Source organism: Microbacterium xylanilyticum, assembly GCF_054654695.1.
Genome location: NZ_BAAIEN010000002.1, coordinates 1,450,303 through 1,470,790 on the forward strand (window position 1 = coordinate 1,450,303; position 20,488 = coordinate 1,470,790).

Below are 20,488 nucleotides of genomic sequence, written 5' to 3' on the forward strand. Positions count from 1 at the left end.
CCGGGAGGCGCTGGCGGGAAGGATGTCATCATGCCCGGTCCCTATCCCAGAGAGTTCCGCGAAGACGTTGTCGCGGTTGCTCGCAGCCGCGAGAGCGGCGTCACCATCAAGCAGGTTGCGACCGACTTCGGTATCAGCGAGGCGACGTTGCAGAACTGGCTCCGTCAGGCCGACGTCGAGGAAGGCAACCGTCCCGGTCAGACCGCCGCGGACGCTGCCGAGGCACGTGAACTGAAGAAGCGGATCCGCCTCCTCGAGCAGGAGAACGAGGTCCTCCGGCGAGCGGCGGCGTATCTGTCGCAGGCGAACCTGAGACTCGGTGGCTCCCCAAAATGACGTACCCGCTCGTATCTGAGCTCGCCGACGCGGGGATTCCCGTGACGGTGTCGTGCCGGGTCCTCAAGCTCGCAAGACAGCCCTACTACCGGTGGCGAAACGATCCCGTCAGGGACGCGGACATGCTCCGCGCGTATCGGATCAACGCGCTGCATGACGCGCATCACGACGACCCGACGTTCGGATACCGATACCTCGCCGACGAAGCCCGCCGGGCGGGATGGCGGATGAGCCGGCGCACGGCGTGGAAGCTGTGCTCGCAGGCCGGGATCCTCTCGTCCGCGCAGCGCCGGCGACGTGAGAAGGGCAAGAAGACCGGCCCGCCGGTGTTCGACGATCACGTGCAGCGGGTGTTCCGCGCCGATGCCCCGAACCGGCTGTGGCTCACGGACATCACGGAGCATCGGACGAGCGAAGGCAAGCTTTACTGCTGCGCGATCAAGGATGTGTTCTCCAACCGCATCGTCGGCTACTCGATCAGCGACCGGATGACCGCGAAGCTCGCCGTCGATGCCGTCCGCAACGCCGTCTCTCGTCGCGGTGAGGTCGCCGGGTGCATCCTGCACGCTGACCGGGGCAGCCAGTTCCGCAGCAGGGCGATGGCCCGCGAGCTGCGCCGTCATGACATGGTCGGATCGATGGGTCGCGTCGGCGCCGCCGGAGACAACGCCGCCATGGAGTCGTTCTGGTCGCTGCTGCAGACGAACGTCCTCAACCAGCAGCGGTGGGCCACCCGGCAGGAACTGCGCCTCGCGATCGTCGTCTGGATCGAGCGGAAGTATCACCGCCAACGAGCACAGGACACCCTCGGCGGGTTGACGCCGATCGACTTCGAAGCCAAGCTAACCGAGCCGCAATCTCTCGCGGCCTAAACCGAATCTGTCACCGATTCCTGCTTCACGCCCGTTCGGCGGTTCGCTATTCTGCTATCACTATCGTCGGGTGAGGAGGTCGGATGTCCAGAAATCACTGGCCGATGCCCCTCAGCCACAGGCTGTTCAAGTTCGCGCAGTTCGCGGTCAACCCCGCCACGCGGCTGATCATATTCGTCCACGGGTACCTCGGCAGCGCTCGGAGGACTTGGGGTCAGTTCGCGATCGATCCACCGTCAGACGAGTGGTGGGGCGAGTCGGACCTGGTCTTTGCCGAGTACAACTGGTTTGGAGGGTCGGTCTCGAGCCTCGCTGACGACTTACTCCAGGCCGTTGAAGAGCATTTTCCGACTGTCCCTGGGGGATGGAAGACCCACAAGGAATCTGGCCCGCGCAGGAATCCCGAAGCAAGATATCAAGAGCTCGTTCTCGTCGGGCATTCGCTGGGTGGACTCGTCATCCGCTACGCGATCGCCTCGGCCGCGACGAAAATGAATCCCGAGCCCGCCTCAGGTGTGGATCCGATCTCCCATCCGGTTCTGCGAGCGGCAGTGCGTCTCTTCAGCCCGGCCATCAGCGGCACGCGAGTCGGAGAGAAGGGTGAGCTTACGGACATGCCAGTTCTCGCAGATCTGCTCCGCATGGCGCTGGCGCCTTCTGTCGCGTACAAGGACCTAAGGCGCGGCTCGCCGCCAGTAGCGTATGCGCGGGACGTCACTGTGAAACATGCTTCTCAGATTGCCGGGCCGCTCCTTGCCTCAATTCTTTGGGCCAGCCCAGATCGCATCGTCTTCGACACCCCTTATGTCACCGATGTCGCCGTGTGCCACTGGAGGGGCCGCACTCACTCGAGCGTGTGCAAGCCCGCGAGCGACTACCCGGTGCCGTATCAGGTGGTGCGGTGGGGTGTTCCGCAATGACTCCCGATGACGTCACCCCGGCGGAGTTCCGCCTCTGGGCCCTCACGGATGGCTGGTTTGCGGCCTTGGACAACCTTCACGACATGCCGCAAGAGAAGCGCCGCAGCGAACGGAGGCGGCGGGAACTTTCCGCGAGGGTGCGAGGCGAACCAACGGAATTGAGTGTCCGTCTGCACAAGCATGGGTTATACCAGAATCTTTTTAAGGAGCAGCGCGACTGGGTTCAGCTTGGCGAGCGGATTGGATTGTTCCCTCGCGGAGCGACCACGTACCTCGATGAGCATTTTCTGCTGGACAGGTACGTCAATTGGCTTGACCCAGGGCTCCGGTACGGCTCCAATGTTTACAGCCCATCGCTACTTGACCCTGACCACTTCACGCGAGCGTATGCGCGCGCTGTGTCCAGCCTGACAGCTCCCCAGCTCGGACGGATCCATCTAACGCACTTCGCATCAGAAGACGAGTGGCATCTTGCGTTGGCGGAGGTGCAGGTGCTGCGTGCGACAGCGACGGTCTACCCGCAAGAGCTTGCAACGGGAATCACAATGAACCAGTACAACTTGTATTGGTTCATTGATTCGTACGAATCCTATGAAGGAGAGAGGACTCCGGCAAGCTGGCGTGATGGCAGCAGCTGGCCGGGCATCAAGGCATCGATGCGCCTTGACGTTCTGCGTAACGAATTCTCGGCGTTCGAAACGGAATTCCACGAAGCACTCGTCTCCAGTCTCGATGAGGATGCATCGCGCGAATATACGACGGGGCGCCGCCGCGGGCGATTCAAGGGCGGTGCGTCGAGCGTATTCAGCGAGAGGCGCCTGCTGACTATTGGGAGCGACAACGAGTTCGACCTCAAACTTATGCGAGAGCAGGTCATCCGCCTTCTCCGAGGCAGGGGGCGTGCTCGAGTCCAATGATTGGTGCGTGGCGACTCATCCAGTCGCGATTCCGTTCTAGGTTCCCGCGGCGAGCTTCTAGTCGACGAAGGGTTTCAGGTCGAGCGCACTGCAAGCGTGGCCCTGAGGCTTGTAAGAATCCAGCTAGCAGCCGACGACTGACCGCGTGCGCCGTCGCTGCACCGCGGACTCGAGAGGAGCTGGCGCGGGTTGCACCATGCTCACGCCAACTTCTTTCGTGGCGCGCTCGCGCGTAGTGTCGCCCCCGCTCGGTGCAGCGCTCGCGACACTGCTCCGTGAGATAGCCCGTATTTCGCCTCAAGCTCCCGCATAGTTGACCCGGCATCATAGTCCGACCTCATGCGTCGCTCGTCGCCCTCGGTGACTTTCCTCTTCTTGACCACCACGTTGTTCTCGCGCAGCAGCCGGACTACCGCCGAAGTCGAAACATCATGCTTCTCCGCGAGTGATCTCGCGCTCTCACCTTCTTGATATCGACGCACGATGTCGCCAACCTTCTTTGGACCGAGCCGTTTCGGAAGCGGTTGCGCGCGATACGAGGTGCGGAAGTTCGAACCGTTGGTGCGATCACCAATCTGAGCCAGACGGCGCAATTCGTCGGGGGTGAACCCTTGTCGCCAATGGTTAGAACAGAGGTCGATTGCGCCAGCAAGATGAAACCCCCGCTTGAGCGGGGGTTTTCTCGTTCCGGCGTGGTGCGTGGCAGCCGTCGGATCTCGAGTGCAGCGGATGACGCGAGCATCACTCGCGGGCGGCGTGAGTGCCGCCGAGCTCGCTCCGAACGGGTACCGCACGTGTCCAGCCGCGTTCGTGGAGGCGCTGAGCGCCGGCGAGGATGAGATCGAGCGCGAAGGCGAACTCGGCGTCGTCGTCGCAGGCCTCCCCGGCGTGTGGCGATGTCGTAGCCATCTGCACGATCGCGGGATAGGAAGCCGCGAAGGCGGCCATGGCCTGAGCCCGCTGCTGCGGATCCTCGGGGATCTGCGGTGTCGGCAGCACATCCCGCGTGAAGCCCCACATTCGGGTGGACAGCGCATGCATGGTGTGGTGCACGAGGTCGGCGGAGAGCCCGCCGTCGAACATCCCGGCCATGAGCGAGTCCATGTAGTGCAGCGTCCGCGGCGTCGCCAGCGGGCGCGTCTCGATCGCTTCGCGCGCCCATGCGTGCGCCGCGAACGCCCGCCGTGCGGCGAAGATGCGCGCCCGGGTCGTCTCCACCCAGTCCGTGCCGGACCGGACAGCGGGGATGCCGTCGATCACGCGGTCGAGCATGAGGTCGATGAGTGCGGAATGATTCGCGACGTGCTTGTACAGGGCCATCGGCGTGACGTTCAAGCGCTCCGCCACTCCGCGCATGCTCGCCCCCTCCAGGCCCTGCCTATCCGCAACGGTGATCGCCATCTCGACGATGAGATCGCGATCAAGGCGACTGCGCGAGGATCTGGGGGCATTGCTTGACATGTATACATCGTAAACCTACGATGAGCGAATGACAGCATACGCCGTATACCCGGACGGGATCCGCGAATCAGCGCGCCACACGCCACGCCAGCATGCCCGTGCCGCAGGCGTTCTCTATCTCGTCACGCACGTCACCTCCGTCGTCGCGGTCGTGGCGTACGGCGCCGGGTTCGTCCCCGCCGGCGTCACCCTCGAGTTCGCACTCGCGATCGGCTGCGCGGGAACCGGCGTGCTTCTGTGGCACGTGCTGCGCGCGTTCGGAGCGGTGCGCGCGGCGACGTTCGCCATCCTTCGCGCCGTGGAAGCCGCCGTCATCGTCGCCGGTGCTCTGCCGATGCTCGCGATGACGTGGGCGCACGCGACCGCCGGGTCTTCGGCGGAGCTGCTGACGGCGATGCACACCGCGTCGTTCCTGCTCGGCCAGGGGCTCGTGATCAGCGTCAACACGATCGTCCTCGGCTGGCTCCTCTGGGACTCCCGCGCGGTGCCCCGGCCACTCGCGGCGCTCGGTGCCGGAGGCGGTCTCCTCGTGCTCGTCAGCAACCTCTGCCAGCTGTGGTCCGTCATCCCCCTCAACGGGCCTGTCGCCGGCGCGGCTGCACTCCCGGTGTTCGCCTTCGAGCTCTGGCTCGCGATCCACCTCATCGCCCGTGGGCTCCGGGCGCCCGGCGAGCCTCCTGCCGGGAGCCCGAGAAGCGGTCGGCCCTCCGCGGCGGGGATCACCGAACGGCGTGCGGGCTGAACCGTTCGGTTCCCGTCACGCGGAGCAGGTCGAGCTTGGCCGCGTCGTCGCTGCCCGGTACGGCGGTGTAGACGACGATGCGGAGGTCGCCGTCGGGCACGGAGAGCACGTCGCAGTCCACGGTGATCGGCCCGGCGACGGTGTCCGTCATCGTCTTCCGGCTCGACCGGTGCGTGGCGACGCGGGCGATGCCCCATAGCCGTTCGAATTCCGGAGAATCCGCGCGGAGGCGGGCGATGAGGCGGCGCAGTTCGGGGTCGTTCGGGTAGCGCCCCTGGGCCTGACGGAGGTCGGCGACGAGGTCGCTCGAGAACTCCTCCTCGAGGGTGTCGTCGTACTCGATCGTCCCGTGGCCGTGGATGAAGTGGCGCCACGCGATGTTGCGCTCCAGGCCCTTCATCTCCGAAGGGTCCTTCAAGAGCGCGGCCCACAGGGAGTTCCAGGTGAGGAAGTCCCACGAGGCGGTGAACACGGCGAGCGGCACATCCCCGACCCGGTCCAGGATACGTTGCACCCCGGCCGTGAGATGCCGGGGCATCCGGTCGTCCGGTGCCGGAAGCGCGCCGGCGACGCGGAACAGGTGGTCCCGTTCCTCTCGGGTCAGCCGGAGCGCGCGGGCGAGCGCGGCCAGGGCCGAAGGGGAGGGGCTGGTGGAGCGGCCCTGTTCGAGCCGCACGATGTAGTCGACGCTCACGCCCGCGAGCGCCGCCAGTTCTTCGCGGCGCAGGCCCTTCGCGCGGCGGCCGGAGCCTACCGGCAGACCGACCTCGGCGGGGTCGACGCGATCGCGCCACGACCTCAGCACCGCACCGAACTCGTTCACGAAGCCCATCGTAGGGTCACTCGGCAGCGCCATCCTGGTACTGCCGGTCCCCCCCCCGACAACCCGGGCCTGGGCGTTCCGCCGGGCGTGCCGCAGAGTCGAAGGCATGACGATCACACTCATCACTGGAGCCAACCGCGGCCTGGGCCTGGAGACGGCCAGACGACTCCTCGACGCGGGTCACACCGTGTACGCCGGGATGCGCGACCCCGGTTCCGGGGACGCGGTCCGCGACCGTGCGCCTCGCCACCGTCGGACCGGACGGGCCGACCGGGGAGTTCCACAACCGCGACGGACGCATCGAGTACTGACCGATGCGTCATCGCCTTCTGCTCAGATCCGCCCGAAGACCTCCGGATCCACGGGGCGCTGCGTGCGCGGCAGCTTCGCCACGACCAGGCGGTACGCCTCGGTGACGAGCTCTTCGACGAGGTCCTGCTCCAGACTCCCGTCCGAGCCCAGGGTGATCCAGTGCCGCTTGTTCATGTGATACCCGGGGACGATCGCCGGGAAGGTCTCGCGCAGGGCCTCTGCATCGGCCGGTGCCGCCTTGAGGGTCACGGACGTCCTGCCGGTCGAGGACATCGCCATGAACATCCGCTCGCGGACCCGGTACACGTCGACCTCGGGTCCGAACGGCTGGTCGACGGTGACGCCGGGGAGCTCCTCGGCACGCGCCGCCGCCCACTGCTGCAGCACGTCCATCGTGCCCCCTCCTTCGCGCCGCGGGCCCTCAGCGCGCGGTCGTCTGGCCGTGAGTCTACGCGGCGGCTCGCCGGGCTACCCGTTGCCCTCGGTCCGGAAACCGTGCCATCCTCGATTCCACGTCAGGCCCCGATGCTCCGAGCCGCGATGCGACCCGCCCGACCGCGGCCCCGGTGATGAGGGGGAGCGCATGTCGCAGACCGAAGCCACGAATCTCACACACGCCCAGGACCACGGCGCGGAGCACGACGCCGAGCAGGCGTGCTACAAGAAGAGCCTGAACCGGCGCCAGGTGCAGATGATCGCGATCGGAGGCGCGATCGGCACCGGCCTGTTCCTCGGATCGGCGTCCCCCCTGCATAGCAACGGCCCCGCGCTCGTGCTCAGCTACGCCTTCGTCGGCGTGATCGCCTACTTCCTCATGCGGGCGCTCGGCGAGCTCGTGCTGTACCGGACGACCTCGGGTGCGTTCGTGTCGTGGATGCGCGAGTTCTTCGGCGAGAAGGCGGCCTACTACACGGGCTGGATGTACTGGACGAACTGGGCGCTCACCGGCATCGCCGAGCTCAGCGCCGTGGGTCTGTACATCCAGTACTGGTGGCCGCAGATGCCGACCTGGGCCACGGTGCTCATCGCGCTCGCCGTGGTGCTGGTCGTCAACCTGCTGTCGGCGAAGGCGTTCGGCGAGTTCGAGTTCTGGGCGTCGGTGCTCAAGGTCTCCGCGATCGTCGTCTTCCTCGTCGTCGGCCTCATCGTCGTCGCCTTCAGCTTCGACGTCGGAGGTCATCGAGCCGGGATCCAGAACCTCTGGTCCAACCCGGGCGGATTCTGGCCGACCGGCGACGGGTTCGCCTGGTACGGCCCCATCATCGTGATGTCGGGCGTCGTCTTCGCCTACGCGGCGATCGAGATGGTCGGCATCGCGGCAGGGGAGATGGAGGATCCGCGACGGAGGTGCCGAAGGCCGTCAACGCGGTGATCGTCCGCATCGCCGTCTTCTACTGCGGTGCGCTGCTCCTGCTCGTGTGCATCCTCCCCACGAGCGAGTTCACGCCGGGCATCAGCCCGTTCGTGACCGTGTTCGGACGCATGGGCATGCCATGGATGGCGAACGTGATCCAGGCGATCCTCATCGTGGCCGCGATGTCGTCGCTGAACTCCGGGCTGTACACGACCGGACGAGTGCTGCGCAGCCTCGGCATCGCCAAGCAGGCGCCCGGCTTCACGCTCAAGATGAGTCGGTCCGGTGTGCCCTGGGCCGGCATCGTGATGACAGCGGTGGTGTACGTGTTCGGATCCATCCTGAACGCCGTCAGCCCCGACGCGTTCGAGATCGCCCTCGAGGCCGCATCCATCGCGGTGGTGTTCACCTGGGGCACCATCTTCGTCTGCCAGCTGCGGCTGCGACGGCTCAGCGACAGGGGAGTGCTGCCGGCGAGCACGTTCCGCGCCCCCGGCACCCCATGGACCAGCTATCTGGGCCTCGCGTTCCTGGTGTTCGTGATCGTCGGCATGGCGATCTCGGGCTGGCAGGCGTCGCCGTACTTCTGGCACAAGACCGGCTTCGTCGTCGTGGTCGTCGGGATCCCGGTGCTGCTGGTGATCTTCGAGCTCGGCTGGCTGATCGTGAAGGGCCGGGTGTCCGCGCACACCGGCGGCCGCATGCTCAGCAAGTGGACCGATGCCGGCCTGCGCTATCCGCCGCAGCCGGCGGGCCCGCGCACGGAATCGATCGCCGCCATCGGCACGGTGCAGTTCGACGTGCACGAGCGCGACGAGGACGACGAGGACGAGGGCATCGAGATCGGACCGATCGAGATCGAGATGCACGAGTGGGACAACCTCGACGAGCCCGACAAGAACCCGACCGATCCCTCGGGCGCGAGCGAAGGGGGACGGTGATGCGTCGTCTCGCGCTCGCCGCGGCGGCGCTGGCAGCGGCATCGGTGATCGTCACCGGATGCTCGTCCACCCCGCCCACCAGCACCGGCGACAACAACGCCACCGGATCCGCCACCCTCACGATCGGCATCGCCGACGACCTGCCCGGCGTGAGCCGGAAGACCGACGACGGCTACGCCGGCTTCGACATCGACACCGCCAATTACGTCGCCGGCAAGCTCGGGGTGCCCACCAAGAACATCACCTGGCAGCGCATCGACCAGGACGAGCGGGTGAGCTCTCTCACCTCGGGAAAGGTGGATCTCGTCGTCTCGACGTTCTCCATCACCCCGGAGCGCGAGAAGGAGATCGCCTTCGTCGGGCCCTACTTCGTGGCGCATCAGGATCTGCTCATCCGGCGCAACGACGACACGATCACCGGGCCCGAGACCCTGGACGGCAAGAAGGTGTGCGCGGCCGCGGGCACCACCTCGATCGACTATCTCACGGCTCATTACCGGGGGAAGATCACCGTGGTGAAGGTGCCGTCTTGGTCGGAGTGCGTGCGGGATCTCGCGGCGGGCACCGTCGACGCCGTCTCCACGGACGACCTCATCCTCGCCGGGTTCGCGGCCCTGCCCGAGTACAAGGGCGTGCTGCGCGTGATCGGCAAGGGCTTCACGGATGAGGACTACGGGATAGGGCTGAAGCAGGGCGACGACCGTGCCGGTCAGGTGCGCGCCGCGCTCAAGGAGTACATCTCCTCGGGGGCCTGGAAGAAGTCGCTGGATGCGAACATCGCCCCTTCCGGCTATGCGATCCCCGCGCCGCCGACGGTGAAGTAGCGCGTCGGCGCCCCGTGCACCGACGGCTGTTCAGACGGCCCCGACGAGCCGTCGGATCCCCAGGACCGGGACAGGGAGCCAGTCCGGGCGGTTGCGGGTCTCGTAGACCGCCTCGTACACCGCCTTGTCCAGTTCGAGGGCGTCACGGAGCGGACGCTGCGCACCGAGATCCACGGCGGAGGCGGAGGCATACCCCGCGAGGAAGGCCTCGCGGGCCGCGTTCGCCCAGTCGCGGGCGGGGCCGATCGGCAGCTCGGGGTGAGTGAGGCGGCTGGATCCGGCGACGTAGTCGAACGAGCGGAGCATGCCCGCCACGTCGCGGAGGGCCAGGTCGGGCCGCACCCGCTCCGCCATGGGGCGCAGCGGCTCGCCCTCGAAGTCGAGCAGCATCCACCCGCGCTGCGGTGCCAGGATCGCCTGGCCCAGGTGCAGGTCGCCGTGCACGCGCTGCAGCTGCGGCCACGGGCCCTGCTGGGCGCGCTCGTACACCGCCTCGATCGCCGAGCGCAGCTCGGCGAGCTCTGGCACGTCCGCGATCGCCGCATCCAGGCGCCGCCGCCAGCTCACGGCGATGCGGCGCCGGTCGTCGTCGGACGCGTCGACGGTGGGGAACGTCGCGGCGAGCGTCCGATGCACGCTCGCGGTGGCGACGCCCAGGCCGCGGGCCGAGGCGGTGAAGTCCTGGTCCGCCGACGCCGCCTGCAGGGCGACCCGCCAAGCGTCCTCCACCCCGGGCAGGAACTCCTGCGCGAACGCGAGCGAGCCCTCCACCGTCCTGCCGGCGGCTCCGTCCGGAGAGGGCCAGCGCCCCACGATGTGCCCGATCGCCCGCGGGACGAACGGGGAACCTGCGGCGGCGAGACCGCTCTGCAGCTCGATGTCCGGATTCAAGCCGGCGTGCAGCAAGCGGAAGACCTTCACGATCATCGGCGGCGCATCATCGGAGCGGAAGATGATCGAGGTGTTCGACTGCTCGCCCCGCAGCACGTCGGAGGTCCACGTCCCCGCGGCGGGCGCGGGCGAGACCGGAACGCCGTGCGCCTCGGCTCCGGGGCCGGTGCCGGATCCGCCTGCCGTCACCAGGCGGCGCAGAGCCGTCGCGAAGGCGGGATCCTGCGGGCCGTCGACGAGCGCCCAGCCCGGCTCAGGGGACCCGACGACATGCGGCGAGTCCGGCGGCACGGAGACGTCGGGGCGCGCGACGAGCGGCACCTGGTACAGCGCCGCGGGCGTCGCCGCGTCATCCGCCACGAGGAAGGTGCGCACCTGCACCGCCTCGTCGCCGCGCTCGGCCGGCACGTCCCACCACGTGACGATCCGCAGCGCCGAACCGCGCCCTTTGGCGGCGAACCACCGCTGCCGGGGCATCCAGTCCGCGAGCAGGGAGCGGACGCCGTCCACGTCGAGAAGCGCTGCCATGACTCGAACAGTAGGGGGTGCGCTGGTTCCGCGTCGAGTGCCAGATCACGGCACGCTCGGCACAGTGCAGGTGAGGCCCGGCGGGTACACGCCGTAGCCGCGACCCTCCGGATCCATCGCCATCCCGATGTAGTTCCTGTAGAACGCGACGTGCGCCGTGAAACCGGTGTGCACGTGCATCATGTCGGGCGGATCGTCGTACTCGGCGTAGGTGCCGAGCAGGGCGGCGCGGACGGGTCTACCCGTCGCGGTCGCGAGCTGCGCGGCGAAGGCCGAGGCGTTGGCGGCGCAGAACGCGTACTTGAGGAATTTGAACTTCGTGGTGATCGTCGAGCGTGAGGGGAACGGCGTTTTCAGGATCGGCAGCAGGAAGCCCTCGAGGTAGTCGACGTCCTCCTTCACCACCCGGTCGAGCGTGAGCACCGTGTCGTCGCCGGTGCCGCTCGTCGCGTAGCCCTTGGCGCCCTCCATGGCCCACATCGCGTGATGGATGACCCGCGGGAACGCGCAGCCCCAGAGCCATGAGAAGCCGTCGGCAGCGAACGCGGCCTTGAACAGCGCGAGCGCGGCGGCGTCCTGGGTCGGCGCGACGAAGTCGTACTCGCCGCGGGAGTCCTTGTCGTTCGGATCCCGCTGCGTCGGCCCGAGCGTGGCCGTGACCGTCGTCGGCGCGCCTCCCGTGGCCGGCACGGGCACGATGGGGGATCGGTCGTTGAAGCTGTTGACGAGGATCAGCCCGCCCATCCAGCCGTGGCCGAAGAAGCTCACCTCCTGCAGCGTGCCCGGCGCGTTCTGCCCGATGTCGCGGATCGCGGCGTACAGATCGGTGATCGACATGACGCTGAACTGGCCCGGCTTGAACCCGGTGCGGCTGACCCCGGCGGAGTCGGTGAACGTGCCGATGCTGGAGCGGCCCACGGCCCCGAACGTCGCGACGACACTCGACGTCTCCGTCTTCGTGCCGCCCGGGTAGGTCACGTCGATCCGGGTGACCTGCCCCGCGCGGACGTCCATCATGAGGAATCGCAGATCCGCCTTCGCCGTGTTCTGCCGCGTGAGGTACTTGCGGCGGTTCGTCGCGAGGACCTGGAAGTCCACCCCCTGGAACTCCCAGTCCACCCCGGCCATGATGATGTAGTTGCGCATGTCCCGGCCTCCTGCCGGTCGTCGTCGATGCGTCCGCCACCGGGCGCACGATCCTCAGTTGGCCGGCTGCCAGTCCTCGCCGACCTTCGCCCACGCCGGGAGCGCATCGTCGGCGCGCAGCTTCGCCAGCGTCGTGGGCAGCCGCACGAGCCACGGGTCGCCGACCGGCACCTCGTCGCCGGGCGCTCCGGTCGACTCCTGGATCTCCTTGACGATCGGCACGTACAGCGAGCTCGAGATGTCCGGCGCCGGTCCGCCGTTCCAGATCTCACCGGTCTCGAGATAGTGCACCACGGCTGCCTCGAAGCCGGGACGGACGGGGAAGACGACCCGGCCCGCGCCCGCGCGGAGGAAGTCGGCGAAGTCGGTGTCGACGTCGTCGAGCAGCATGCGGTGCGACCAGGCCGGCTTCCAGCCCCAGAAGTACGGGTAGAAGAAGGAAACGAGGTGCTCCCACTCGAAGGCCTGCTCGAAGAACCGCACGTAGGGCATCTGCTGCTCGCTGCGTGTCAGGTTCGGCTGCGGGTAGCCCTCCGCAGAGGTCTCCAGCGCCCCGAACGCGTCGAACTGCTGCGCGGTGAGCAGCGTGAGGCACTGCTTGCGCAGCTCGTTCGCCACGATGCGGGCGTTCCACATCGGATTGCGGCCGGAGATCACCACACCGGCGGCCGCCGCCGCCTCGTCCAGCTGCGACTGGTACGCCTGCTGCTTCGCGAGGTAGCCCTGGGTGAGGGCCGCGTGGGTCTTCAGCTGCCAGGCGGTCATCGCCCGCGCGGTGCGCTCGCAGAAGATCTCCACGGTCGCAGCGAAGTCGCGCAGCTTCCAGCCGTAGGTGGCGACGGAGACGGATCCGACCTCGCCGGCCATGCCCACGTAGGTGGAGTCGGTGAACACGTCCAGGGCGTTGTTGCCGATGACGAGGTACCAGGCGGCTCCGGAGTAGGTGTTCCAGGCAGCGGTCCACAGCGCGTATTTGGCCTGGAAGCCGTCGTCGATCGCGATGTCGGCCGACTTGCTGAACTCGTACGGATCCTGCGGCACGGTGCCGTCGAACGCCTTGCTGAGGGTCTTGACCGGAGGCGGCGGGGCCTCGATGCCGGTGACGTCGTACTGGTGCGCCCAGAACGCGTAGTTGCCCTCGGTGACCTGGGTCGGTGTGAGCGTGAACGGCACCGGCGCGGTGAACGTCTGCCCCTCGAGCTTGCCCTTGGTCTGCGCCGCGATGAACGCGGTGCCGGGCTCGGGCAGCGTCACGTCGAAGAGCATCCGCTTGCCGTAGTTGTAGACCTGCGCCTGCAGCACCTTGTCGACCCACTGGTACACGCCGGAGATGTTCCCCGTGCCCTGGGTGTTGTCGAACCCGTGCGAGTAGCGCTCCTCGAACTCGTTCAGGGTGGTGGTGGTGCGCCGCTCCAGCACCCGGTCGACCACCCTGCTGACGGAGCGGGCGACGACGTCCTTGCTGAACTGGGATGCCTGCTTGGCCGACTCCTCGGAGGAGTGGCTGGTGGCGAAGTCGGCGTTCGCCTTGACCTCCACGAAGGGGCCGTATTTCGCATCGACCGACAGGCCCGCCTTGAACTGGGTGTCGTCCTTGATCGTGGAGCTGGTCTCGCGGCTGAGCGAGAAGCGGTCGGTCGACTGGGTGTCGCGCTCCTCCTCCTTCGTGGTCTCCCGCTCGGTCAGGATGGTCGTCTCGGTGCGCTCCAGGCGGCGGGTCTCCCGATCGAGGTGCTCGGACTTCAGCACGTTCTCCACGTGCGCCAGCTCGCCGCCCTCGTAGCGCAGCACGTGCTCCTTGACGAGCAGCAGGTCGCCGACGCCGACCGGACGGATGGATCCGTGCCCGGTGGGCATCCCCGCCGTCGGGTTGCCGACGAGATCGGCGGCATCCGGCGTCTGCACCAGCGCGCTGCCGACGAGCGACACGGCGGAGATCTTCGAGACCGGCACGGTGAGCGAGGACAGCAGGGCGCTGCGCTTCTCGTCGAGCGTGCGCAGCATCACGGGCAGGGGTGTGGCGGCGACGTCGAGGGAGAGGCTGCGCAGCGTGGCCCGGACGGGCGTCGCCAGCTTCTCCGTGACCGCCGTGTCGAGCACCCACGGGACGCGCGGTGCGATGGAGCCAGAGCTCTCCGTGGCGTTCCGCGGCAGAGACCCACGGGCGTGGGCTGCATCGTCGGCGCCGTCCGCACCGTCTCCGGACGACCGTGTCCCACGGGTGGAGCGCGGGCGAGGCGGCGCGGTGCGCGTCTCGGGCGCGAACCCTGAGGCCGGCACCGCGGTCAGCGCCGCGATGGCGCGGTCGAGCCGGTCGATCTCTGCGCGGATCCTGCCCTCGTCGGGACCGGACGGGGCGTGCTGCGTACCGGTGGACGGCGGAGGTGCGCCGGGCCCTTCGCCCTTCGGGGCGGGCACCGGCATGACGAGCGGGCGGAGCGCGATGTCGTCGTCGCCCGCGGCGGTCCGCGCGATCGCGTCGAGGCCCTGTGCGACGGCGGCGAGGCCGCGCGCATCCGTCCCGGAGGAGTCCGAGAGCGCCTTCGCCGCGATGAGGGTGTCCTCGACCCGCCGGCGGTAGGCGGCGAATCCGGCGTCCCCGGCCAGCGCCGCGGCAGAGCTCCCCGTCGCGGCGTGGATCGCGGCCCGGGCATCGGCGTTGGTCCGTCGTGCGGCGCCGAGGGCGTCCGACACGGCGCGCGCGGCGACGCCGAGCGGCTCCTCGGCGACCGTGCGGACCGCGGCGTCGGACTGCAGGAACGCTTTCGCCGATCGTCGCAGCGCAGGCGCGCCCGCACCGGTGTCGACGTCGTGCGGGACGAGCGGATGCACCTCGGCATCCGCCGGCAGATCCGCGGGACGCATGAGCATGAATCGGAACAGCTCGTTCATCGTGACCACCCCTGACTTCCGTCGCACCGGGTTCCATCGCTGATGAAGAGCACGCAGCGGCCGTCCTGATACCGGCGGGCGTCGCGGATCCGCCCGACGAGAGGACGCGGGCTGCACACGACGGCGCCCCTCCGCCGTTCAGCGGAGGGGCGTCGTGCGACCTGTCAGGCGGGTGCGGGTCAGAACACCGGAGTGCCGTTGCGCGTGAGCCGCCAGTTCACGACGTGGAAGTCGGCGGGGTCGATGGTGCCGGCGGCCGAGGCGTAGGCGACGATCGCCTCCCGGATCGCCACCTGCGCGTTGTACACGACCGGCGCCGTGGCGATGTGCGGGAAGCCGCCGCCGCCGGACTGGCGGTAGTTGTTCACCGCGACCACGAACTTCTGCGCGGGGTCGACCGGGGCGCCGTTCCAGGACAGGTTCTGGATCCGGGATCCCTGCGGCTGCGAGATGTCGACGTCGTACGCCACACCGGAGAACTGGTCGTAGTTGTAATCGGGCGTGTTCAGCGCGTTCGTCCAGCTCGCCGGATCCACCGGCGCGCCCGGCGCGACCTGCTGGAAGTACTTCGCCGAGTACTCCAGGTAGTCCTTGATCTCGGCGCCGGTCAGCACCGAGGCCATCAGCGTGTTGTCGTAGATGTAGAGCCCGGCCACGTCGCGGATCGTCACCTCGCCGGCGGGGAAGGTCGCCTGGCGGTTGAACGGGGCCGCGATCGACACGACCGGAAGTGCCGCCTCGGGCGTGCCGGCGATCGCCTTCGTCACGGTGTCGACCTGGACCTTGTTGACGTAGTCGAGGATCGCGGTGTCCTTCCAGCAGGACTCGGCCGCGGAGAGCTCCTCGGTCGAGGTCGCGACCGGCTTGTTCACGTAGTTGACGACCGCGTCGTGCTGGGCCTGGACGAGCGCGACCATCGCCGGGTCGTCCTGCACGGTGTTGGTGTTGAGGTTCGTGGACTTGCGGGACACCACGGTCCACTTGCCCTTGACCTGCTGCAGCTCGATGTCGAAGACGCTCAGCCGCTGGCCCCAGCACATCGGCTCGCTCAGGACCACCTGCTGCCCGGTCTGCGCGTTCGTCACGAACCGCTGCGGGATGTCTTTGTGCGCGTGGCCGAACAGGATCGCGTCGATGCCGGGCACCTGCTCCGCGAGGATCCCGGCCGCGTTCTCGTTGGGCAGGTCGGTGCCGTACGACGAGGTGCCGCTGTCGCCGGAGTGCACGCTCACGACGAGGAGGTCGACGCCCTGGTCCCGGATGACCGGGACCCAGCGCTTGGCGGTCTCGACGATGTCCAGCACCTCGAGGGTGCCGCTCACGTGGGCCTTGTCCCAGATGACGATGCCCGGGTTCGTGAGCCCGAGGACGCCGACCCGGATCGGCTTGTAGCCCGGCACGTTGAGCGTCTTGATCGTGTACGGCGTGTACGCGGGCACCGTCGTCCCGGCGCGCACGGCGTTGGCGCCGAGCACCGGTGCGTCCATCTGCGAGATCCACGTGTCCAGGAACTCGAGCCCGTAGTTGAACTCGTGGTTGCCGAGCGCGACGGCGTCGTAGCCGAGCGCGTTCATCTGGGCGGCCATCGGGTGGATCGCGCCGGTGGTCGTGATGGGCTCGACGGTCGCGTAGTAGAAGCCCAGCGGCGTGCCCTGGATCGTGTCGCCGGCGTCGAAGAGCAGGGTGCGGTCGCGACCGCGGTCGGCGCGGATCTGGTTCACGACGCTGGCCACCCGGGAGAGGCCGACGACGTTGCCGGCCTTGTCGGCGTACGCCGCGTCCTTGTAGTAATCCCAGTTCACGGCGTGCGAGTGGAGGTCGGACGTTCCCATGATCGTGATCGTCACGGACTTGCCGACCCCGCCGGCCGCGGCTGACGCCTTCTCGGGTGTGGCGACCCAGCCCGCGGCGGCGAGCGCGCTGGCCGCAGTGACGCCGGTGAGGAATCCTCGTCGATTCAGTCCGGAGCTGCGCTCCTGTGCGGCCTCGTCCGGAACCGCGCACGAGCACCAGCGGGGTTCGGGAGCGTCGGCGTGGCGGTGCAGATGTGTTTCATCGGTCATGAAGTCCGATGCAACCATGCGGAGGAAGCGCGGACAACAACGGCACGTGAACACTCTGTGGCGTTGCGCAGATGAGCATGAAGGTGCGGCCGTTCCATCGAGATGAGCGCGACCGTGCTTGTCAAGCCCGCAGACGCGGCGGCCACGGCACGCCATGGTGAGATGCGCGGGCTGCGGGCCCGCCTCGGCCGACGAAGGAGCGCGCAGCATGGTGATGACCGACGTGGAGGACCGTGCGAAGCACAGCGACCTGCCCGTGTACGGACGGCTGCGCGAGGTCGTGTGCCTCGTCGAGTCCGTCGAGCCGCTGTACGTGCGCTACAGCGAGGATCCGCGCCGCGACGTCGGGGGCATCAGCATCGACGGCGAGAGCGGGCTTCCGCTCCCCGGCCTGTCCGCGAGCCCGCTCACGCCGGAGCCGTGGTGGACCCGGCCTGTGGAGCAGTGGGCTGCCCGGCAGCTGATGAAGTACCGCCATCTGGAGCACGAAGGCGATGGCCGCGTCGCCTGGATCCTCACCGGCAGCGAGGTCGGACGCGGGCCCGATGCCGAGCCGCTGCTCGCGGAGGTGATCCCCGTCGCGGTGCTGGCGGAGTCGGTGCTGGACGAGGCCGACGAGCTCTACTCGACCGCGTTCGATCGCGGTCAGCGGGTAGCGGACTCGCGACAATAGCGCACGCCCTCGTCATCCGGAACCCCGGCGGAGAGCGCCCTGCTGGCGCGTACCGTGGCACACCCGAACGGAAGGAGAAAGCATGAGCACCACCGTGAACGCATCCGTCGACGTCGACGTCCCGGTCCACCGCGCCTACGACCAGTGGACCCAGTTCGAGGAGTTCCCGAAGTTCATGGAGTCGGTGCGCCACGTCGAGCAGCTCGACGACGTCCGCACCCGCTGGGACACGGAGATCGGCGGCGTCAAGCGCACCTTCGAGGCGACCATCACGGAGCAGATCCCCGACTCCCTGATCCGCTGGGAGAGCTCGGGGCAGAAGGTGCATTCCGGCCAGGTGACGTTCGCCGCCGGCCCCGTGGGCACCCGCGTCGACCTCACCATGACCTGGGAGCCCGAGACGTTCCTCGAGCGCGTCGGAGCGACGCTGTCCATCGACGAGCGCGCCGCGGAGCGCGACCTGAAGCGATTCAAGGAGTTCGTCGAGGACCGCGGCAGCGCCACCGGCGCGTGGCGCGGCACCGTGGACGGGGAGACGACTCCGCCCGAGGGAGCCCCTGAGGGCCGGCCCGCTCCTCCCGCCGGCGAGTCCTACAACGACCTCGCCTGAGACGGACGCAGCCCTCGACTCCCGTCGACGGGAGGGGCATCAGGGCAGCAGGTCGATGAGCTGCTGCTCGATGCTCCTCCCGTTCGGGTGCACCGTGCGGCCCTGGTCGAAGCGCTGGAAGAGCCGCGGATCGATGTAGCTGTCGCGCGCCACGGCCGGCGTGTTCCCGAGCGCGACCGCGCTCTCCTCGACGGCCTGACGCACGGCCCGTCGACGCGCGGCCTCGGTCTCGGCGGTGCCGGAGCGGGCCAGGCTGCGGGCGGCGATCACCGTCGCATGGATCGTGCGGAAGTCCTTCGCGGTGAAGTCGCCGCCGGTGCGCGCGCGGACGTCCTCGTTGATATCGGCCGGGCGGAGCAGGCGCCAGGGGCCGTCGTCTTGCCAGGCGAGCAGCCGTGCGCGAGCGCCGCGCCGCCGGAGCACCGTCAGGACCGCGGCGAGATCGGGGTCCTCGATCTCGCTCTCCCAGGGGATCCTGCTCTTGCCTCGGAAGCGCAGGCGCACGGTCGTCGCGTCGATGTCGACGTGCGAACCGCGCAGCGTGCACAGTCCGACGCTGCCGTGCTGCTGCGCGTACTCCTCGGAACCCACGCGGAGCAGGGCCACGTCGAGCATGCGGAAGCCGGCGGCGAGCACGGTGGGCCGTGAGGTCCCGCCGGTGCGCAGGTCGCGGGTGACCGAGCGGCGAGCCACGGGGAGGGCCCTGGCGAGGTCCAGCGCGCGGTCGAACTTCGCCTCCGCCGCCCGCCGCGCCCACTCGGGGTGGTAGCGGTACTGCGTGCGACCGGCCGCATCCACGCCCGTCGCCTGCAGATGACCGTCCGGGTGGCGGCAGATCCACACGTCCTGCCACGCGGGCGGGATCGCGAGCGAGCGGATCCGGGCGAGCGTGGCCGCGTCCTCGACGTGACGCCCGTCCGCGTCGCGGTATTCGTACCCGCGTCCGCGCCGGATCCGCCGGATGCCCGGCTCCTGGCTGTCGACGATCCGCAGCGCCATCCGCGTCCTCCCTGCATCCGCCGGCTCGAGGCGGATCCGCTCCGGCCTCCGTCGACTCTGCGACCGCTGCGGCGTTCGGGCAATGGGCTTGCGGCGCACGGCTCGATCTGCGCAGTGCCACGGGCGACGCGCCGCAACGAACGAGGGGCCGATCCGATCCTCCGCGCACTCCGAACAAGGGGTACGCGGCATACCGCCGCCCTATCGAGGAGGAGCAATGCGTTCGTCACCGAACCGTCTGATCGCCGTCATCTTCGGCGCCGTCTACATCGTCGTCGGAGCACTCGGCTTCGCCGTCACCGGAGGGGTCTCCTTCCTGGCGACCCAGGGAGGCATGCTGCTCGGCGTCTTCATGGTCAACCCGCTGCACAACGTCGCGCATCTGCTGATCGGCGCCGCGCTGCTCGTGGCGGGTCTCGCGTCCACACGGGCGGCGAAGGGCGCCAACACCGTCGTGGGAGCCGCGTACCTGCTGCTCGGCATCGCCGGCTTCTTCCTGGTGGGCACGGCGGCCAACGTCCTCGCGCTGAACACGTTCGACCACTTCCTGCACCTCGCGAGCGCGCTGCTGCTGCTCGCGGTCGGGCTGGGGGTCGAACGCGGCGCGCCGCGTTCGGCGACGGTCTGAGCACGCCGTGCTGCGCACCTGGCCCGCGCTGCTCGCATGGGGAGCGGGCCTGATCCATCTCGCCATCGGCGCGTCCGTCGTCGCGCCTTCGGGTGACGCGACGTCGGTCGTGATGTGCGCGGCGATGCTGCCTGCGGGCGTCGCCGAGCTCGGCTGGGGCGTCGCCGTCCTCCGTACGGGGCGGATCATCGGCGGGCGGGGTGCTGCCGGCGGCGCGATCGCTGCGGTGGTGCTGGGCGCGGTGTCGCTCGGGGGCGGCGCACCCGTCGGCGCGGTGGCGATCGCGTCGGCTCTCGCCGTGGTCGGGGGATCCATGGCGGCGCGCATGGCAGCGAAGGCGGAGCATCCGGGCGGATCGGGGGAGGACCCGTCCGGGATGTCGCGCCTGCGGGCGGCGGGCATGGCTGTCGGGGCCGTCCTCGTCGCCGCGCTGGCGACGCCCGCCTTGGCGCTGACCGATGCGGGAGCGCATCAGGGGGCGCACGACCACGGCGCGGAGCTCGTGGTCGTGGACCCGCACGCGGGGCACTGATCCGCTGAACCGTCCCGACACGAC

Annotated in this window: 17 protein-coding genes and 2 pseudogenes; 11 read left to right on the forward strand and 8 right to left on the reverse strand. The window is 68.9% G+C overall.

The annotated features are described in order from the left end of the window. The first annotated feature begins 30 nt into the window (after window positions 1-30). The 3 genes from ACYQ1L_RS07535 (at window position 31) to ACYQ1L_RS07545 (ending at window position 3,045) form a co-directional block, all read left to right on the forward strand. Window positions 31-1,208 (forward strand): IS3 family transposase gene (locus ACYQ1L_RS07535; RefSeq protein ID WP_460003599.1). Its coding sequence is split into 2 segments (ribosomal slippage): window positions 31-297 and window positions 300-1,208, totalling 1,176 coding nucleotides; the frame shifts between segments, so codons are not numbered across the junction. An 83-nt stretch (window positions 1,209-1,291) separates the two neighbouring features. Next, a complete protein-coding gene (locus ACYQ1L_RS07540) occupies window positions 1,292-2,128 on the forward strand; it encodes an alpha/beta hydrolase (protein ID WP_460003600.1) in 837 nt (278 codons plus the stop codon). Then, window positions 2,125-3,045: a hypothetical protein gene (locus ACYQ1L_RS07545; protein ID WP_460003601.1), complete on the forward strand. Its 921-nt coding sequence runs from the start codon at window positions 2,125-2,127 to the stop codon at window positions 3,043-3,045. Before ACYQ1L_RS07540 ends, ACYQ1L_RS07545 begins: the two co-directional genes overlap by 4 nt. A gap of 741 nt (window positions 3,046-3,786) precedes the next feature. Here the strand turns inward: ACYQ1L_RS07545 and ACYQ1L_RS07550 are convergent. Beyond that, the gene (locus ACYQ1L_RS07550; protein ID WP_460003602.1) at window positions 3,787-4,446 is read right to left on the reverse strand and encodes a TetR/AcrR family transcriptional regulator; all 660 of its coding nucleotides are present in this window, start codon (window positions 4,444-4,446) and stop codon (window positions 3,787-3,789) included. Between the two features lie 88 nt (window positions 4,447-4,534). On the opposite strand from ACYQ1L_RS07550, the gene ACYQ1L_RS07555 reads away from it, so the two are divergent. After that, window positions 4,535-5,248, forward strand: coding sequence for a DUF4386 domain-containing protein (locus ACYQ1L_RS07555; RefSeq protein WP_460003603.1), 714 nt, complete (start codon window positions 4,535-4,537; stop codon window positions 5,246-5,248). On the opposite strand, the gene ACYQ1L_RS07560 is transcribed toward ACYQ1L_RS07555, so the two are convergent. Beyond that, window positions 5,226-6,071, reverse strand: a complete 846-nt coding sequence (locus tag ACYQ1L_RS07560) for a helix-turn-helix domain-containing protein (protein ID WP_460003604.1) — start codon at window positions 6,069-6,071, stop codon at window positions 5,226-5,228. The genes ACYQ1L_RS07555 and ACYQ1L_RS07560 overlap by 23 nt on opposite strands. A gap of 106 nt (window positions 6,072-6,177) precedes the next feature. Here ACYQ1L_RS07560 and ACYQ1L_RS07565 point away from each other — a divergent pair. After that, window positions 6,178-6,303, forward strand: a pseudogene (locus tag ACYQ1L_RS07565) (short-chain dehydrogenase); the annotation flags it as partial. Between the two features lie 101 nt (window positions 6,304-6,404). Here ACYQ1L_RS07565 and ACYQ1L_RS07570 read toward each other — a convergent pair. Next, window positions 6,405-6,776 carry an MmcQ/YjbR family DNA-binding protein gene (locus tag ACYQ1L_RS07570; RefSeq protein ID WP_460003605.1) on the reverse strand — a complete coding sequence of 124 codons (372 nt, stop codon included), beginning with the start codon at window positions 6,774-6,776 and terminating at the stop codon, window positions 6,405-6,407. 298 nt (window positions 6,777-7,074) lie between these two features. Between ACYQ1L_RS07570 and ACYQ1L_RS07575 the strand changes: the two are divergent. Together ACYQ1L_RS07575 and ACYQ1L_RS07580 are read left to right on the forward strand one after the other, a co-directional pair. Beyond that, window positions 7,075-8,678, forward strand: a pseudogene (locus ACYQ1L_RS07575) (amino acid permease). Beyond that, window positions 8,678-9,502 carry a glutamate ABC transporter substrate-binding protein gene (locus ACYQ1L_RS07580; RefSeq protein WP_460005778.1) on the forward strand — a complete coding sequence of 275 codons (825 nt, stop codon included), beginning with the start codon at window positions 8,678-8,680 and terminating at the stop codon, window positions 9,500-9,502. Before ACYQ1L_RS07575 ends, ACYQ1L_RS07580 begins: the two are co-directional and overlap by 1 nt. A gap of 30 nt (window positions 9,503-9,532) precedes the next feature. Here ACYQ1L_RS07580 and ACYQ1L_RS07585 read toward each other — a convergent pair whose 3' ends face one another. From ACYQ1L_RS07585 to ACYQ1L_RS07600, 4 genes are all read right to left on the reverse strand, one after another. After that, window positions 9,533-10,921 (reverse strand): maltokinase N-terminal cap-like domain-containing protein, encoded by a 1,389-nt coding sequence (locus tag ACYQ1L_RS07585; RefSeq protein ID WP_460003606.1) that lies wholly within the window; start codon window positions 10,919-10,921, stop codon window positions 9,533-9,535. A gap of 45 nt (window positions 10,922-10,966) precedes the next feature. Continuing rightward, window positions 10,967-12,067, reverse strand: a complete 1,101-nt coding sequence (locus tag ACYQ1L_RS07590; RefSeq protein WP_460003607.1) for a hypothetical protein — start codon at window positions 12,065-12,067, stop codon at window positions 10,967-10,969. 54 nt (window positions 12,068-12,121) lie between these two features. Then, window positions 12,122-14,959 (reverse strand): hypothetical protein, encoded by a 2,838-nt coding sequence (locus ACYQ1L_RS07595; protein WP_460003608.1) that lies wholly within the window; start codon window positions 14,957-14,959, stop codon window positions 12,122-12,124. Window positions 14,960-15,138: 179 nt separating this feature from the next. Beyond that, a complete protein-coding gene (locus tag ACYQ1L_RS07600; RefSeq protein WP_460003609.1) occupies window positions 15,139-17,022 on the reverse strand; it encodes a bifunctional metallophosphatase/5'-nucleotidase in 1,884 nt (627 codons plus the stop codon). Between the two features lie 208 nt (window positions 17,023-17,230). Between ACYQ1L_RS07600 and ACYQ1L_RS07605 the strand changes: the two genes are divergently transcribed. Further along, on the forward strand, window positions 17,231-17,695 hold the full coding sequence (locus ACYQ1L_RS07605) for a DUF6098 family protein (RefSeq protein ID WP_460003610.1): 465 nt from the start codon (window positions 17,231-17,233) through the stop codon (window positions 17,693-17,695). Window positions 17,696-17,777: 82 nt separating this feature from the next. Further along, a complete protein-coding gene (locus tag ACYQ1L_RS07610; RefSeq protein ID WP_460003611.1) occupies window positions 17,778-18,305 on the forward strand; it encodes an SRPBCC family protein in 528 nt (175 codons plus the stop codon). A gap of 39 nt (window positions 18,306-18,344) precedes the next feature. On the opposite strand, the gene ACYQ1L_RS07615 is transcribed toward ACYQ1L_RS07610, so the two are convergent. Next, window positions 18,345-19,304, reverse strand: a complete 960-nt coding sequence (locus tag ACYQ1L_RS07615; protein WP_460003612.1) for a DNA topoisomerase IB — start codon at window positions 19,302-19,304, stop codon at window positions 18,345-18,347. A gap of 217 nt (window positions 19,305-19,521) precedes the next feature. Between ACYQ1L_RS07615 and ACYQ1L_RS07620 the strand changes: the two genes are divergently transcribed. Beyond that, a complete protein-coding gene (locus ACYQ1L_RS07620; RefSeq protein WP_460003613.1) occupies window positions 19,522-19,932 on the forward strand; it encodes a DUF4383 domain-containing protein in 411 nt (136 codons plus the stop codon). 7 nt (window positions 19,933-19,939) lie between these two features. After that, window positions 19,940-20,464, forward strand: a complete 525-nt coding sequence (locus ACYQ1L_RS07625) for a hypothetical protein (protein WP_460003614.1) — start codon at window positions 19,940-19,942, stop codon at window positions 20,462-20,464. Window positions 20,465-20,488 lie beyond the last annotated feature (24 nt).

Coding starts and splice junctions, on each gene's coding strand:
- ACYQ1L_RS07540 (WP_460003600.1), top strand. CDS start 1,292: ATGTCCAGAAATCACTGGCCGATGCCCCTCAGCCACAGGCTGTTCAAG.
- ACYQ1L_RS07545 (WP_460003601.1), top strand. CDS start 2,125: ATGACTCCCGATGACGTCACCCCGGCGGAGTTCCGCCTCTGGGCCCTC.
- ACYQ1L_RS07550 (WP_460003602.1), bottom strand. CDS start 4,446: ATGGCGATCACCGTTGCGGATAGGCAGGGCCTGGAGGGGGCGAGCATG.
- ACYQ1L_RS07555 (WP_460003603.1), top strand. CDS start 4,535: ATGACAGCATACGCCGTATACCCGGACGGGATCCGCGAATCAGCGCGC.
- ACYQ1L_RS07570 (WP_460003605.1), bottom strand. CDS start 6,776: ATGGACGTGCTGCAGCAGTGGGCGGCGGCGCGTGCCGAGGAGCTCCCC.
- ACYQ1L_RS07580 (WP_460005778.1), top strand. CDS start 8,678: ATGCGTCGTCTCGCGCTCGCCGCGGCGGCGCTGGCAGCGGCATCGGTG.
- ACYQ1L_RS07585 (WP_460003606.1), bottom strand. CDS start 10,921: ATGGCAGCGCTTCTCGACGTGGACGGCGTCCGCTCCCTGCTCGCGGAC.
- ACYQ1L_RS07590 (WP_460003607.1), bottom strand. CDS start 12,067: ATGCGCAACTACATCATCATGGCCGGGGTGGACTGGGAGTTCCAGGGG.
- ACYQ1L_RS07595 (WP_460003608.1), bottom strand. CDS start 14,959: ATGAACGAGCTGTTCCGATTCATGCTCATGCGTCCCGCGGATCTGCCG.
- ACYQ1L_RS07600 (WP_460003609.1), bottom strand. CDS start 17,022: ATGACCGATGAAACACATCTGCACCGCCACGCCGACGCTCCCGAACCC.
- ACYQ1L_RS07605 (WP_460003610.1), top strand. CDS start 17,231: ATGGTGATGACCGACGTGGAGGACCGTGCGAAGCACAGCGACCTGCCC.
- ACYQ1L_RS07610 (WP_460003611.1), top strand. CDS start 17,778: ATGAGCACCACCGTGAACGCATCCGTCGACGTCGACGTCCCGGTCCAC.
- ACYQ1L_RS07615 (WP_460003612.1), bottom strand. CDS start 19,304: ATGGCGCTGCGGATCGTCGACAGCCAGGAGCCGGGCATCCGGCGGATC.
- ACYQ1L_RS07620 (WP_460003613.1), top strand. CDS start 19,522: ATGCGTTCGTCACCGAACCGTCTGATCGCCGTCATCTTCGGCGCCGTC.